Source organism: Streptococcus suis YS56, from assembly GCF_000440115.1.
GTDB lineage: Bacteria > Bacillota > Bacilli > Lactobacillales > Streptococcaceae > Streptococcus > Streptococcus suis_L.
In genome coordinates, this window is sequence record NZ_ALMY01000074.1 from 1 (window position 1) to 14,092 (window position 14,092).

Genomic DNA, 14,092 nt, shown 5'->3' on the forward strand with positions numbered 1-14,092 from the left:
ACAAACCAAGTAGACTTGACCTAAATCACTAAGTCGTATGGTCATAGTGTAGTACCTTGTCCAAAATCATTTCCATTACTTCATGGTTGATAGATTGGAAGAAAGTGACTTCTACTTTTCCGAGACGAATTTTCATCAGAATATCGTTTCTACCTTTCTTCTCAACACGGCGAGATTGGGGAATAGTCAATGGGACGATGGGGTGTGACATGATAAATCTTCCAGTTATGTTTTTCTCACAGTATACAGGAGGAGGGAGTGATTAGATAGATACCTTGTTATTAGGCGGTTGCTAACGATGGTTCAGCTTTTGGACAAAATAGACCGCCAGCTTGAAATCTTGGGCGGTCTATTTTTTATCTAGCATGGTTACGATGATTGTAATGATCAAACCAAGCATATTTACAAGTAAATTTGATAAATATAAACCCAGAGATCTCCGACGTGAGAGTTTTGAAACGATATATTTCAAAACTCGAGCTAGTGCGAGCCCTAGACAAATCTTATAGGATTTGTCGTTGCCAGATGAGTAAGTTAACTTACCATCTGGCATGGGCTAGCCTTTCCGTTGGATTTTGTGTCTATTTGCATAGGCACCACCACCTTTCAGAAATCAGAACCACCGCTCAGATTTTCCTGTCATTTCATTTATTCGAAAATTATTGTGATTTTACTTACCTTATAACATTAACTTGTAAAATGGGCTAGAAATCGGTACAATAATACAGTGATTGACGCATAGAAAAGAAAAGGAAAACAAACATGAACTCATGGCAAGAATTAACCATTCACGTTCATCGTGATGCAGAAGAAGCAGTTTCAAATCTGATGATTGAAACGGGCAGTCAGGGGGTGGCCATTAGCGACTCGGCTGACTATGTGGGACAGGAGGACCGTTTTGGTGAGCTTTATCCCGAGGTGGAGCAGTCGGATATGATTGCGATTACGGCCTATTATCCTGACACTGTGGATATTGAGGAAGTTAAGGCAGACTTGGCGACTCGCTTGGCGGATTTGACAGGCTTTGGCTTGGAAACGGGTCAGGTCAGCCTAGAAAGTCAGGAATTGGCAGAGGAAGACTGGGCGGACAACTGGAAAAAATACTATGAGCCAGCCCGCATTACCCACGATTTGACCATTGTGCCGTCTTGGACCGACTATGAGGCGACTGCTGGTGAGAAGATTATCCGTCTGGATCCAGGCATGGCTTTCGGTACGGGAACCCACCCGACCACCAAGATGAGCCTCTTTGCCTTGGAGCAGGTTCTGCGTGGTGGCGAAACGGTCATTGACGTCGGCACAGGCTCAGGTGTCCTCTCCATTGCCAGCTCCCTCTTGGGTGCCAAGGAGATTTACGCCTATGACTTGGATGAAGTGGCGGTGCGTGTGGCTCAGGAAAACATTGACCTCAACGCCAATACTAGCAATATTCATGTCGCGGCAGGCGACCTGCTTCGTGGCGTTGACATTGAAGCGGAAATCATCGTTGCCAACATCTTGGCGGATATTCTCATTCATCTGACCGAGGATGCCTACCGTCTGGTCAAGGACGAAGGCTACTTGATTATGAGCGGTATCATCGCGGACAAGTGGGACATGGTGCGAGCCTCTGCGGAGGCGGCTGGTTTCTTCCTTGAGACCCACATGATTCAGGGTGAGTGGAATTGCTGCGTCTTCAAGAAAACAGCTGACCGCTCAGGTGTGATTGGAGGCTAGGATGCAGCAGTATTTTGTCAATGGCAGAGCACCGCAGGGCGTTTTTCAGATTAAGGATAAGGACACTGCCAAGCACATGTTTTCTGTCATGCGCTTGCAGGCAGATGATCAGATTGTCCTGGTCTTTGATGACGGCATCAAACACTTGGCACGGGTAGTGGATAGCCAGAGCCAATCTGTTGAAATCATCGAAGAACTGGCAGATAATGTTGAATTACCCGTTTCCGTTACCATTGCCATGGGCTTCCCCAAGGGAGATAAGCTCGAATTTGTCGCCCAAAAGGCAACGGAATTAGGTATGTCAGCCCTCTGGGCCTTTCCAGCTGACTGGTCCGTGGTCAAATGGGACGGTAAAAAACTGGCAAAAAAAGCAGAAAAGTTGGAAAAAATTGCCCAAGGAGCAGCCGAGCAAAGCAAACGCAATCGCATTCCAGCTGTTCGTTTATTTGAGAAAAAAGCGGATTTCCTAGCCCAACTAACAGGATTTGACAGGATTATCTTAGCCTATGAAGAAGCCGCTAAGGAAGGCGAACAAGCTAACCTGGTGAAAATCTTGTCTGGCTTAGAAATCGGCCAATCAGTTCTAGTCATCGTCGGTCCAGAAGGAGGCGTGTCGCCTGAGGAAGTAGCTGTATTTGAAGGAGCAGGGGCGGTCAAGACAGGTCTAGGACCTCGTATCTTGCGAGCAGAAACGGCTCCACTCTACGCCCTTTCTGCCATTAGCTACGCAACGGAATTATTGAGGTAGTCCATGTTTGCCTTAGGAACGATTATCAATACGGTGGCCATTGCCCTAGCAGGTTTGCTAGGGTCTTGGTTCGGGCACTTACTAAAAGAACACCATCAGTCGGGGTTGACGATGGCGAGTGGTGTTGCTATTCTCTTTTTAGGGATTTCAGGCACGCTGGCAGGTCTTTTAAGAGTGGAAGATGGTCAACTGGTCACCCAGAACACCATGCTCTTTGTACTCAGTCTGGCTTTCGGGACCTTTCTAGGCGAAGTCCTTCATATCGAAGGCTGGTTTGAGCGCTTGGGTATCTGGCTTCGAGAAAAGTCTGGCAATGGTCAGGATTCACAGTTTTTAGATGCTTTTCTAACCGCTTCCCTAACCGTCTGTATCGGTGCTATGGCCATTATCGGTTCTATCCAAGACGGCTTGACGGGGGATTATACCCTCCTCGCCATTAAGAGCATTCTGGACTTTATCATCATCTTTATCATGACAGCAAGTCTGGGTAAGGGAGCAGGATTTTCCGCAGTACCGGTATTGATTTTTCAAGGTTCGGTCACCCTCTTAGCTCGCCTGATTGAACCTTTGATGACGGATCAGGCCCTTGCCAATCTCTCCTTTATCGGCTCCGCTCTCATCTTCTGTGTTGGTGTCAATATCGTTTGGGATAGGAAAATCCGAGTGGCCAATATGCTGCCAGCCATCGTGATTGCAGTTATTTGGTCATATTTTACATGATTTGGTTTACATTTACATACTTGATTAGTTGTTTTTTAAAGAATATGTTGATATACTATAAATTGTGATAAAGATGAATGATCTGTCGCTTTAAGGAAGAAGTTTGTCCCGAAAACACGTTAGCAAATAGTGAATGTATCGCTCCGAACGATTCGAATAAACAGGATCATGATGGATTCGTTCATAGCTCAATGGTCGTTGCAATTAGCGAAGATTGAGGAGATATGTGATGGAGATTGCCCATGAAAAGATTGAGTACCCCTATTTTTGCTGCTCTTAGATTTTTCTTGATAGTCTTTGTTGCTCTTAATCAATTTGGTAGAGTTCCAGGGACTAGCTATCAGATTATCTCGGAATTGGTTTTGTATAATCAAGCAACAGAGCAGACCTATGAGTTTGAAAATCATGAAGTGAGAAAGGCTTTTATTCGTCAATTATCGAGTACGTCTAGTCGAGGTTTTCAAGCGTCTGATAGTCGTACTTATCTCGAAGCAACCTATCATGAAACCATTATGAGTGAAAATCTGATTTCTTCGATTTACGGTGGAGAAGAAGGCAGAATTATGGAGTTTAGTCGTCCTAGAAAAACGGCTTTGGGGAATCTCGTTTTTGCTTCAGAAAGCGTTTCTTACCCTGTTTTTGCAAGGAAGTATGGAAACATTCGCCTAGAAACAACGATACTTTGTCAGGAGTTTAGAGTAGAACAGCGGTTAGCGAATTAATCAAACTGGGTAGATTTGGGAACCTATACAGTAAAAAGTCCCAAAGAAACCCGCTATGTACCGATTTATTGGGAGTAGCGATATAAATATAAAAACGGCTCGAGTACGTCTTCGAGCTATTTTTATATGCTTTGATTAATTCATCTAGAGAGTATATGAGGGTAAAAATGAGCTTGAAAAAACAAGCTCTTGATTATTGCCCTGTTTTTTACTGTCTTCGTTCAAACCTTAAAAGGTTAACTTGTCCCAATCCCTTCCAGTCTTCCTCAACTCGCCCGATTTGTTGGAAGCTATTCTTTATCAGTACCTTTTGTGAGGCTTGGTTTTCGGGTAGGACGAGGGCGACGATTGCTTTTATTTGGCATTCTTCTATCAAGTAATGGCAGAGCAGGCTAACTGCTTGGCTAGCCAGACCTTGATTCCAGAAGGCGTGGTGAATCCGATAACCAATGGTCACCGACGCAGACCGTTTCTTGTGGTCAAAAACTTCCAAAACGCCAATCAATTTCCTCCCGCATTCTACTCCTAGAAACAGGCGTTTTTTCTTGTCAAAATCTCTTTGGAAATGACCGATACGCTTGCGGAGAGTTTCTTTATTTTGTGTGGAGGTGTTGGGAGTCATCTGAAAGTGAATGGGGTTGGAATAGATTTCCCAGAGGTCTTCCAAATCGTTTTCTCGGATGAGGCGTAGGCATAAGGTTGCGCTAGTAAGGCGTGGAATGTTTTGGAACATAATTTCTCCTTTATAAAACAGAAGAGTTTGGGCTCCCAAACTCTTGCTGATTATTTTAATGTTCTTTTTTCTTAGTCCATGCGCCGACAAAACCAATCAAAGTGAGGCCAAGCAGACTAAGCATAGAGGTAGCTTCTCCTGTTGCAGGGAGTGTCTTGGTGCTCGCTTGTGAATGTGGACTAGCCAATTTATGTTGTGGAGCAGGAGCAGGTGGATTTACCGCTGGAAGAGTAATTCGTTGACCAGATTCGAGTACAATATCTTGACCTGTATTACCTTGCTCTGACTGCTGTTCATCTGGAGTTACTACTTTAGGTTCAGTATAGACAAATTTGAACTCACCGAACCCTTCGCTGGCAGTTGAAGCCTGTAGGTAGACAATACCTTCTTGGTCAGCAACTAGAGCTTTCGCACGATCTGCTGTCAAGAAGCGGAGGTCGAGTCCCTTGATGCTATCTGTAAAGGTCCAGTTTTTGTCTGCTGTAGGGTTGATAACTTTCTCAGCGATAATATAATTGATGATGGCTTGGCGGTTTTCCAGGTTGAGCAAGTAGTTGACAGAAGCTTCGCGGACCCCAGGGAAAGTACCGTTTGCACGGTAGTTGTTGGTCACGACGATGAATTCTTGATCAGTCGTCACATCTTGCCCATTGTATTGCAGATTCCGAACTCTGCTAGCGGTTTCGTTGACTACCTTACCATTACGATCGTATTTATTTGGTTGCGTAATATCGTACTGATAAGTTACTCCGTCAATAACGTCAAAATTGTAAGTGCGGAAATCTGTGTTGACTAGGTTTTGTGGTTCTGTTGAGCTTGGATCAACTTGGTTGAATTGCCCTGCGGACATTTCCAACCATTCTTTGAGTTGGGCACCGTTGACTTTCAAGATGGCTACAACGTTGTCGTAGAGGTAAAGGTCTGCTACGTTCTTGATGGCGATTGGTCCAGCAGGAATATCGGTATAGGCAGTCGCGTCGCCACGGGTTCCAGCCTTGAATGGGGCCGCTGCAGAAAGGATTGGTAGGCCAGCTTCAGGCGTTCCTGCTAGCTGCTGTTTGGCATACCAGATTTGGGCATTGTTAACAATCTGTACAGAAGGATCATCTTGAACAAGGGCAAAGAAGCTGTTGATTAGAGCAGTTGTTTCACCGACTTGTTGGCGCACATAGTTGATGGTTTCGTTATGGGCTTCTTTAGCAAGGTCGATGATGCGACCATCTGCTACAGATGATTTTGTATCGATTTTACGAATAGCCGCTTTGCTAGAAGTAGTTGTCCACTTGCCATCTTTAAAGACCAGATTAAGGTCAATCACACCGAGGTGATCACCGTATTTACCCGCCATGGTGACAGGAGTGCCGTTGATTTTACCATTTGTATCATCCACGCCAGAGTATTTAGCATAGAAGCTTGGTTTTTCGGCAGTTCCTGGGAATTCTGCGTGGGAGTGACCTGTGATGACCGCATCAACTCCTGACAGGCTGGCGATTTGGTAACCGACATTTTCCTCGCCGACTTCATATTGGTCATCGCCGATACCTGAGTGGGAAAGGACCAGAACGATGTCTGCGCCATTTTCACGAATAACAGGAACAATGTCACGGACTGCTTCAACTGCATCACGGACAATCACTTTTCCTTCTAGATAAGCTTTGTCCCAGTTGAGAATTTGAGGGGGAACAATCCCTGTAACACCGACATTTAGTGTAACATTTTTACCCTCGGTGTCTGTGAATGTCTTTTTCACAATGGTATAAGGGGTGTAGAGAAAGTCTTTCGTAGTCGGATCGAGGACATTGGCATTGACTAGAGGCATGTTGGCTGTACGAATTACTTTTTCGAGGTAGGCAAGACCGTAGTTAAATTCGTGGTTGCCAAGTGTACCGACGTCAAATCCCAGCGTCTCTAAGGCGGCGTACATAGGATGTTGTTCGCCTTCTTCAATAGGATCAACGATAGACTTGTAATTTCCAAGAGGAGTACCTTGAATGGTGTCTCCATTATCTACCAATACAACATTTGGATTTTCTTTTTTTGCCTCTTCGATAAGAACAGCTGTTTTTGCTAGACCAAGCGTTTCCACTGGTTTATCTTGGTAATAGTCATAGTTGACCAAGTTCGTATGGAGGTCAGTTGTTGCGAGAATGCGAACATCAACAGTTTGTCCTTCAACAGGCTGACTAGTTTCAGTTGCAGCAGGAGTGACCGTGCGTGCCTCTGAAGCAGTTGCGGCAGTTGTCTCGCTCGTAGGATCACTGGTTTCAGCTGTCTCGGAAGAGCTTGGATTTTCAGCTTCGGTAGTAGCTGGAGCAGGAGATTCTGTACTATCAGCTTTTTCTGTGGTGTCAGTTTCAACTGGTACAGCCTGACTTGCTTCTGTTGAAGAAGCTGGAGTTGTATTGAGAATCTCTTCGGCTTGAGCTAATTTTGGATTGCTTGCAGCTAAGAGAGCTAGTGTGAGTGCTACGGCACACTTACTGAAACGAAAATTCATAAGAATCCTCCATTTTCTTTTTGTAATAATCTTCTACAATCATTATACAGCTAAGAAATATAAAATTCAAGACTAATTCTGAACGTTTGATTGAAAAATAAGTGAAAATAGTAAGAAAAACAATGAAAAAAGGAACGTTCGTTGAATCTGAGTCTGGGTTAGATTGTTTGTAATTAGTAGTCTTATGTTAGATTCCTTTTTCTTTTTTCATGAAAATGGTAGAATAGGAGGAAACGGGAAGAGGAAGAAAAAATGAAAGAAATCAATTACACTGGCGAGGAAGTTGTTGCCCTGACAGCAGGCTATCTTCCAGCTGATGATGTAGCCTTTGTTGAGAAAGCTTTGAACTATGCTACTGAGGCTCATAAACTTCAATTTCGTAAATCAGGCGAACCTTATATTGTTCACCCCATCCAAGTAGCGGGAATTTTGGCAGGGCTTAAGCTTGATGCAGTAACTGTAGCTTGTGGCTTCTTACATGATGTGGTCGAAGATACCGATGTGACACTGGACGATATGGAAGCTGAATTTGGACCAGAGGTTCGCCATATTGTCGGTGGTGTGACCAAGCTGGGTAAGGTCGAGTACAAGTCTCATGAGGAGCAGTTGGCTGAAAACCACCGCAACATGCTGATTGCTATGTCCCAAGACATGCGGGTTATTCTGGTGAAGCTGGCAGATCGTCTCCACAATATGCGGACCCTCAAGCACTTGCGCAAGGACAAGCAGGAACGGATTTCACGTGAAACAATGGAAATCTATGCACCGCTTGCCCACCGACTTGGTATTTCTTCTATTAAGTGGGAATTGGAAGATATGTCTTTCCGCTACTTGAATGAAGTTGAGTTTTACAAGATTACCCACATGATGAGGGAAAAGCGTCGTGAGCGGGAAGAATTGGTCAATGAAGTTGTTGACAAGTTGCGAGAATATACAGAGGAGCGCCATCTACATGGTCAGATTTACGGTAGACCCAAGCACATCTACTCTATCTATCGGAAGATGCATGACAAGAAAAAACGCTTTGATGAGCTGTACGACTTGACGGCCATCCGTTGCTTGATGGATACACCGAGCGATGTCTATGCTATGTTAGGCTACATTCATGAACTATGGAAGCCCATGCCGGGTCGTTTCAAGGACTACATTGCCAGTCCAAAAGCCAATGGCTACCAGTCCATCCATACGACAGTCTATGGACCAAAGGGACCGATTGAGTTTCAAATTCGGACAGTGGAAATGCATCAGGTGGCAGAGTACGGGGTTGCGGCTCACTGGGCCTATAAGCGTGGTGGCAAGGCAACTGCCAGTGAAAAAGAATTGCGTTGGATTAACAACCTGATTGAGCTCCAAGAAGGAGCCGGAGATGCCCAATCCTTCGTCGATTCGGTTAAGGACGATATTTTTACAGAGCGTATTTACGTTTTCACGCCAGATGGTGCAGTGCGTGAATTGCCTAAGGACTCTGTGCCCATTGACTTTGCCTATGAAATTCACACCAAGGTCGGCGAGCGGGCGACAGGTGCCAAGGTCAACGGCCGTATGGTGCCTCTGACGACCAAGCTGAAGACAGGTGACCAGGTGGAAATCATCACTTCTGCCAACTCTTTCGGTCCAAGTCGTGACTGGGTCAACCTGGTTAAAACCCACAAGGCCCGCAATAAAATCAAGCAGTTCTTCAAGAATCAGGACAAGGAACTATCTGTTTCCAAGGGGCGTGAGATGCTTCAGAATCTGCTCCAAGAAAATGGCTACGTTCCCAACCAATACCTGGACCGTCGCCACATGGACGAAGTCCTGCAAAAGACCAGCTATAAGACCGACGAATCCCTTTTTGCGGCAGTTGGTTTTGGGGAAATATCTGCCGTGTCTGTCTTTAACCGTCTAACAGAGAAAGAACGCCGCGAAGCCGAGCGAGCTAAAGCCAAAGCTGTCGCGGATGAATTGGTCAACGGTGGCGAAGTCAAACACGACAACAAAGATAGTTTGAAAATCCGTCACGAAGGTGGCGTGGTCATTGAGGGGGCGTCAGGCTTGCTGATACGGATTGCCAAATGTTGTAATCCAGTACCTGGCGATGAAATTGTCGGCTACATCACCAAGGGGCGTGGGGTAGCCGTTCACCGTGTAGACTGTATGAACCTCAAGAGTCAAGAAAACTATGATGTCCGCCTGATTGATGTTGGTTGGGAGGATGAAAATTCGACCAAGGAATACATGGCAAACATTGACATCTACGGGCTCAACCGTTCAGGTCTCCTCAATGATGTCCTCAAGGTTTTGACCAATGCCAGTAAGAATATTTCTTCGGTCAATGCCCAGCCAACCAAGGATATGAAGTTTGCAACTATTCACGTTTCCTTTGGTATTTCCAACCTGGCAACCTTGACCAGTCTGGTGGACAAGATCAAATCAGTGCCAGAAGTTTACTCAGTGAAAAGGACCAACGGATAAGATGAAAATTGTATTACAACGTGTATCACAGGCCAGTGTGACCATCGACGGAAGTATACATGGGCAAATTGAACAAGGGCTTTTGCTCCTAGTCGGTGTGGGACCAGATGACAACCAGAAAGACTTGGACTATGCTGTTCGAAAAATTGTCAATATGCGGATTTTTTCAGATGAGGCAGGCAAGATGAACAAGTCTGTCCAAGATATAGGGGGCAAGATTTTATCCATTTCCCAATTTACCCTTTTTGCGGACACCAAAAAAGGCAATCGCCCTGCCTTTACAGGAGCGGCAGCTCCTGCCCTAGCCAGCCAACTCTACGATGCTTTTAACCAAGCCCTGTCAGCCTTTGTGCCTGTTGAAGTGGGTATTTTTGGGGCGGATATGGCGGTCAGTCTGGTCAATGATGGACCGGTGACCATCGTTTTGGATACGAAAAATCGCTAGACCTCTATACATCTATATGTAAATTTGGTATACTAATATTAAGAAAATGTGGAGGTGCTCAATGAAAAACTTACTGACCAATCATTTTTTCTACCTAACGGTGGCTTTCACCTTGATTTTGGTGATTTACCTTAGTGGAATCGATAAGCGATGGATTATCTTAGCGAGTTTTCTCTATTTTATCCCCTCGCAGATTTTGTACCGTCGTCGCCTTAAAGAACGACTCCAAGAAGACCAGCCCAAGTAGGCTGGTTTTTTGATGTGTAAATTGGACTACAATTCTTTATTAAATATGCTATAATAGTTTTTGCAGAAAAGTAAAGACGGTGGCTCTAATTTCTGAAAGGTAGGTGGGAGCGGTACAGAACTCAACTAGTAGAAGATGAGTTCGTCTTACCGCCCCCGCACAGTTGATTAGGTCAGATTTGGAGTGCGAAGCACGAACAAATCTGCCAATCAACCACTGCGCTGAGATGTTGACGAGAATTAAGAGAAGTGGAATGGAACTTTTTGTTCTACTCTGAAAATCATCAAAATCTAACAGAAAGGCTAGCCCAAGCCAGCTGGTAAGTGAACTTACTCATCTGGCAACGACAAATCCTATAAGATTTGTCTAGGGCTCGCACTAGCTCGAGTTTTGAAAAATATCGTTTCAAAACTCTCACGTCGGAGGTTATTGCTTGTCAACCTTTGAGTGGCTAACACTCATTTTTGTAGCTGGTACAGTCATCCAGTTTTTCTTTTATTACTTCGACGAGCGAGGAAACGTACTTTCCTTATTTCCAACTTCAAAGACTCCATTGGAGTCTTTGAACTCGCTTTGCCGTACTCCAGTACTGTCTGCAGCTCGTTGCCTAGTACTAAAAGTAAACTGAATGACTATTTTCTTTTATCGCTCTTGTGATGTTAGTGCTTGAATTGGTGAAAACGACAAAAAAATAACCGTCTATAACTTTGGCAGGTTAACGGTTATTTTTTAATAATTTATAACAAGCCACCGTCTTAAACGGTTCTGCAAGGGGTAGTTGTTTCTGGCAACTCCCTTTTTCTATGTTTATTATACATCGGTGGGTCTATCAAGTCAAGTTGGACATTTAACTATTATTCCCTTGTTTATACTATTAATGATGGGAATACTAAACTTGTTTCGAGTGACAGACTACTTGCGGTATATTCTAAATATACTGGGGTTAGTAGGAATATTAATTCTGAGTTATCATACATATAAAAATGACAGTCGGAATTAGTTGTAATAGATAAAAAATAAGTAGAATATGAAAATAATAAAATCCATCGGTTTAGCAGTAGGTACCTTGCTTCTCACTTTACTCATTCAACTTCCAGTTTATATGGGGATAACAGCCTTTCAAGAGAGTGTGCTTTTAAAACTTGCAGTCATGACAGGGCTTGGTCTTGCAATATTGGCACTACTTTCTGTCATCAGACGAGGAATGGTGAAGAATCAAGTCTATTCAAGAGAGAAGCTGAATATTTTTAAAATAGTCGGTATGACAGCACTGGTATTTACTGGACAAACTTTTCTAAACCTCCTTTGGCAGTATTTGGGTCTTAGCCCTAGTGATTCTAACGCCTTAGATACAGTCAATCAGTTAAATTCGGACAATTTTTGGGTGATGGCTCTCTCAGTTGTCTTGTTTGCACCAGTTTTAGAAGAATTTCTTTACAGAGGGATTTTGTTAGAAAAGACAGCCCAGTATTTTCCTAAGTATCCTCAAATGGTCATCTTATTTTCTGCTATTTTATTTGCTTTTTTTCATACTTGGAGCTTTTCAGTGGCATTTTTAGGTCACTTTATAACAGGGGCTTATCTGGGCTATCTGTATATGTGCAATAGACGAATGACGGACAGTATCCTTGCACATAGCTTCTATAATGCCTCCATTTTACTCCTCCAAATTTTATTTGGTTTGGTGCAGATTGGTGGATAAAAATTGACAGTAGACATTTTGGGGAAATGCCTGTATACTAAGAGGAAGTTAGCAACTTTATAATTGCTAACTATCAAGTGCAGAGGTGGGCAGAAATATGAGAAAATTTTTTCAAGACCTTAATCAAGACTATCTGGAAACCAGAAGTTCAGTTGGAGAAGATAGGCTGGAGTGGATTATCCAGAGAAAGATGACCTGGGGGATGCGGTGGGGATTGGTGCTCGTGTTCATGTTTGTCATCCAACCCTTAACCTATCATCCTTTCTTTCTCTTGGCTTGTTTTTATATCGGTTCTTTTTTGGGTTTGGTATATATCCTAGGGCAAGTGTTTTTTGTTGCCAGATCCATTTTTCGTAATGTGAAGAAAAAATAATCGCTCAGCTTGTTTAGGCTGGGCGATTGGTTTTTTCTACGAATAATTCATGGGCGATGGTTGTAGGGATAGCCAGTTCTTTGTTCTTGTACTGGATGGTGATGGTCTGGGCAAAGTGGTCAAAATCCGTCACAAGCAGTTGGTCACCGAGGGCTAACTCATGTTGCTCCAGGTATTGGAGGAGCTGGTAGAAATCATGGATACGAACCAGTTGGTAGGTGCCTGTTTCTGTCAGTTGGGAAAGTCGGGTTTGGTAACGTTCTACTAGACCCTGTCCTTCTTTTGGAATAGTGCCACCGTGTGGACAGGTTTGGGGATAACCTAGGAGTTTATCCAGTCGGTTGATAAAATGGTCTGAAACAGTATGTTCCAAAATTTCAGCTTCTTCATGGACTTGTTCAGGGGAATAGCCCAGCTGTTCGACCAAAAAGACTTCGATCAGTCGGTGCTTGCGGTAGAGGTTGGCGACCATTTCCAAGGCGGCTTGGCTAAGGAGATAGCCGGCTGTCTTGTCCTTTTCAATCAGTTCCTCATTCACCATTTTTTTTAGCATTTCAGAAACGGCTGGTGCGGAGAAGGCCATCTTCTCTGCGATGAGTTTATTGGTAATTTTTTGGTCTAATTGACCTAGTTCATAAATACATTTTAGGTAATCTTCTTTGTTTGGTGTCATGAGAACTCGCTTTCTACTGAAACTATTATATCAAAAAATTTAAAAATCAGTTGACAAAATGAATTTTTTAGCTTAATCTAATTATATAGTTAGGTATGCTTAATAAAAATAAAAGGAGAACCTATATGAAAAAAATATTGTTCAGTTTTGCTCTGCTATTGTCCCTAATAGGACTAGGAGCTTGTCGTCCATCGCAAACCACAGAAGGCTCTAGTAAGCCAAGGGTGGCTGTGACTACTTCCTTCCTCAATGACATGGTCTATCAGTTGGCAGGCGATGAGGTGGAACGTGATTTGCTGATTCCAGCAGGAGAAGACCCTCATTTGTACGTAGCCAAATCTAGTGATTTATCAAAATTACAAAAGGCTGACCTTGTTCTCTACCACGGTTTGCACTTTGAAGGTAAAATGGTTGAAGCTTTGGAGAAGACCGGAGTAGCTGTTTCTAAAAACTTTAATGTAAAAGACTTGAATACGATGGATGAGGATGGGGAAGAAATTGTCGATCCGCACTTCTGGTTTACCATTCCGCTCTATCAATCAGCGGTAGCGGTGGCTTCAGAGGAGTTGCAAAAGCTTCTTCCGGAAAAAGCAGAGCTGATTCAGAAGAATACCGATTCTTATCTGGCTCAGTTGGATGACTTGCATGCGTGGATTGAAAAAGAGTTGAGCGTCCTGCCTACTGAGAGCCGTTACCTAGTAACCCCTCATGATGCCTTTAACTACTTCGCAGCTAGCTACGACTTTACCCTCTATGCACCGCAGGGTATTAGCACCGAGTCCGAAGTAGCCAACAGCGATATGATTGAAACGGTCAATATGATTCTAGAACATGGGATTAAGGCTATCTTTACAGAGTCAACGACCAGTCCTGAACGGATGGAAAAATTGCAGGAAGCTGTCAAGGCCAAGGGTGGTCAGGTGGCTGTTGTAACAGGTGAAGGCAAGGAGCTGTTCTCGGATTCTCTAGCACCAGAAGGGGAAGACGGGGCGACATTTATTGAGATGTACAAGCATAATATCAAGTTGATTGTGGAGCATTTGCAGTAGAAAGGTTGGGAAA

At 43.9% G+C, this 14,092-nt stretch carries 14 protein-coding genes; 10 read left to right on the plus strand and 4 right to left on the minus strand.

Annotated features, from left to right (window positions below; all coding sequences use genetic code 11):
- Positions 1-28 precede the first annotated feature (28 nt).
- Positions 29-211, minus strand: coding sequence for a hypothetical protein (locus tag SST62_RS0109120; protein WP_029187098.1), 183 nt, complete (start codon positions 209-211; stop codon positions 29-31).
- 551 nt (positions 212-762) lie between these two features.
- Between SST62_RS0109120 and prmA the strand changes: the two genes are divergently transcribed.
- From prmA to SST62_RS01000000111705, 4 genes are all read left to right on the plus strand, one after another.
- Complete coding sequence (gene prmA, locus SST62_RS0109125) at positions 763-1,716, plus strand: 50S ribosomal protein L11 methyltransferase (RefSeq protein WP_029187099.1); 954 nt, start codon at positions 763-765, stop codon at positions 1,714-1,716.
- A gap of 1 nt (position 1,717) precedes the next feature.
- Positions 1,718-2,464: a 16S rRNA (uracil(1498)-N(3))-methyltransferase gene (locus SST62_RS0109130; protein WP_029187100.1), complete on the plus strand. Its 747-nt coding sequence runs from the start codon at positions 1,718-1,720 to the stop codon at positions 2,462-2,464.
- Between the two features lie 3 nt (positions 2,465-2,467).
- Positions 2,468-3,184, plus strand: coding sequence for a DUF554 domain-containing protein (locus SST62_RS0109135; RefSeq protein ID WP_029187101.1), 717 nt, complete (start codon positions 2,468-2,470; stop codon positions 3,182-3,184).
- A 242-nt stretch (positions 3,185-3,426) separates the two neighbouring features.
- Positions 3,427-3,906 (plus strand): hypothetical protein, encoded by a 480-nt coding sequence (locus SST62_RS01000000111705; protein WP_228376860.1) that lies wholly within the window; start codon positions 3,427-3,429, stop codon positions 3,904-3,906.
- A 208-nt stretch (positions 3,907-4,114) separates the two neighbouring features.
- Here the strand turns inward: SST62_RS01000000111705 and SST62_RS0109145 are convergent, their stop codons facing one another.
- On the minus strand, positions 4,115-4,639 hold the full coding sequence (locus SST62_RS0109145; RefSeq protein ID WP_029187102.1) for a GNAT family N-acetyltransferase: 525 nt from the start codon (positions 4,637-4,639) through the stop codon (positions 4,115-4,117).
- 55 nt (positions 4,640-4,694) lie between these two features.
- Entirely contained in the window at positions 4,695-7,136 is a 2,442-nt protein-coding gene (gene sntA, locus SST62_RS0109150; protein WP_029187103.1) for a heme-binding protein SntA, read from the minus strand.
- 252 nt (positions 7,137-7,388) lie between these two features.
- Between sntA and SST62_RS0109155 the strand changes: the two genes are divergently transcribed.
- The 5 genes from SST62_RS0109155 to SST62_RS0109175 all read left to right on the plus strand — a co-directional run bounded on the left by SST62_RS0109155 (position 7,389) and on the right by SST62_RS0109175 (position 12,357).
- A complete protein-coding gene (locus SST62_RS0109155; protein ID WP_029187104.1) occupies positions 7,389-9,590 on the plus strand; it encodes a RelA/SpoT family protein in 2,202 nt (733 codons plus the stop codon).
- A 1-nt stretch (position 9,591) separates the two neighbouring features.
- Positions 9,592-10,035 (plus strand): D-aminoacyl-tRNA deacylase, encoded by a 444-nt coding sequence (gene dtd / locus SST62_RS0109160; RefSeq protein WP_029187105.1) that lies wholly within the window; start codon positions 9,592-9,594, stop codon positions 10,033-10,035.
- A 61-nt stretch (positions 10,036-10,096) separates the two neighbouring features.
- A complete protein-coding gene (locus SST62_RS0109165) occupies positions 10,097-10,282 on the plus strand; it encodes a hypothetical protein (protein WP_029187106.1) in 186 nt (61 codons plus the stop codon).
- 1,027 nt (positions 10,283-11,309) lie between these two features.
- Positions 11,310-11,984, plus strand: a complete 675-nt coding sequence (locus tag SST62_RS0109170; RefSeq protein ID WP_029187107.1) for a CPBP family intramembrane glutamic endopeptidase — start codon at positions 11,310-11,312, stop codon at positions 11,982-11,984.
- Positions 11,985-12,081: 97 nt separating this feature from the next.
- The gene (locus SST62_RS0109175) at positions 12,082-12,357 is read left to right on the plus strand and encodes a hypothetical protein (RefSeq protein ID WP_029187108.1); all 276 of its coding nucleotides are present in this window, start codon (positions 12,082-12,084) and stop codon (positions 12,355-12,357) included.
- A gap of 13 nt (positions 12,358-12,370) precedes the next feature.
- On the opposite strand, the gene SST62_RS0109180 is transcribed toward SST62_RS0109175, so the two are convergent.
- Complete coding sequence (locus SST62_RS0109180) at positions 12,371-13,030, minus strand: metal-dependent transcriptional regulator (protein ID WP_029187109.1); 660 nt, start codon at positions 13,028-13,030, stop codon at positions 12,371-12,373.
- Positions 13,031-13,155: 125 nt separating this feature from the next.
- On the opposite strand from SST62_RS0109180, the gene SST62_RS0109185 reads away from it, so the two are divergent.
- Positions 13,156-14,079: a metal ABC transporter solute-binding protein, Zn/Mn family gene (locus SST62_RS0109185; RefSeq protein WP_029187110.1), complete on the plus strand. Its 924-nt coding sequence runs from the start codon at positions 13,156-13,158 to the stop codon at positions 14,077-14,079.
- Positions 14,080-14,092 lie beyond the last annotated feature (13 nt).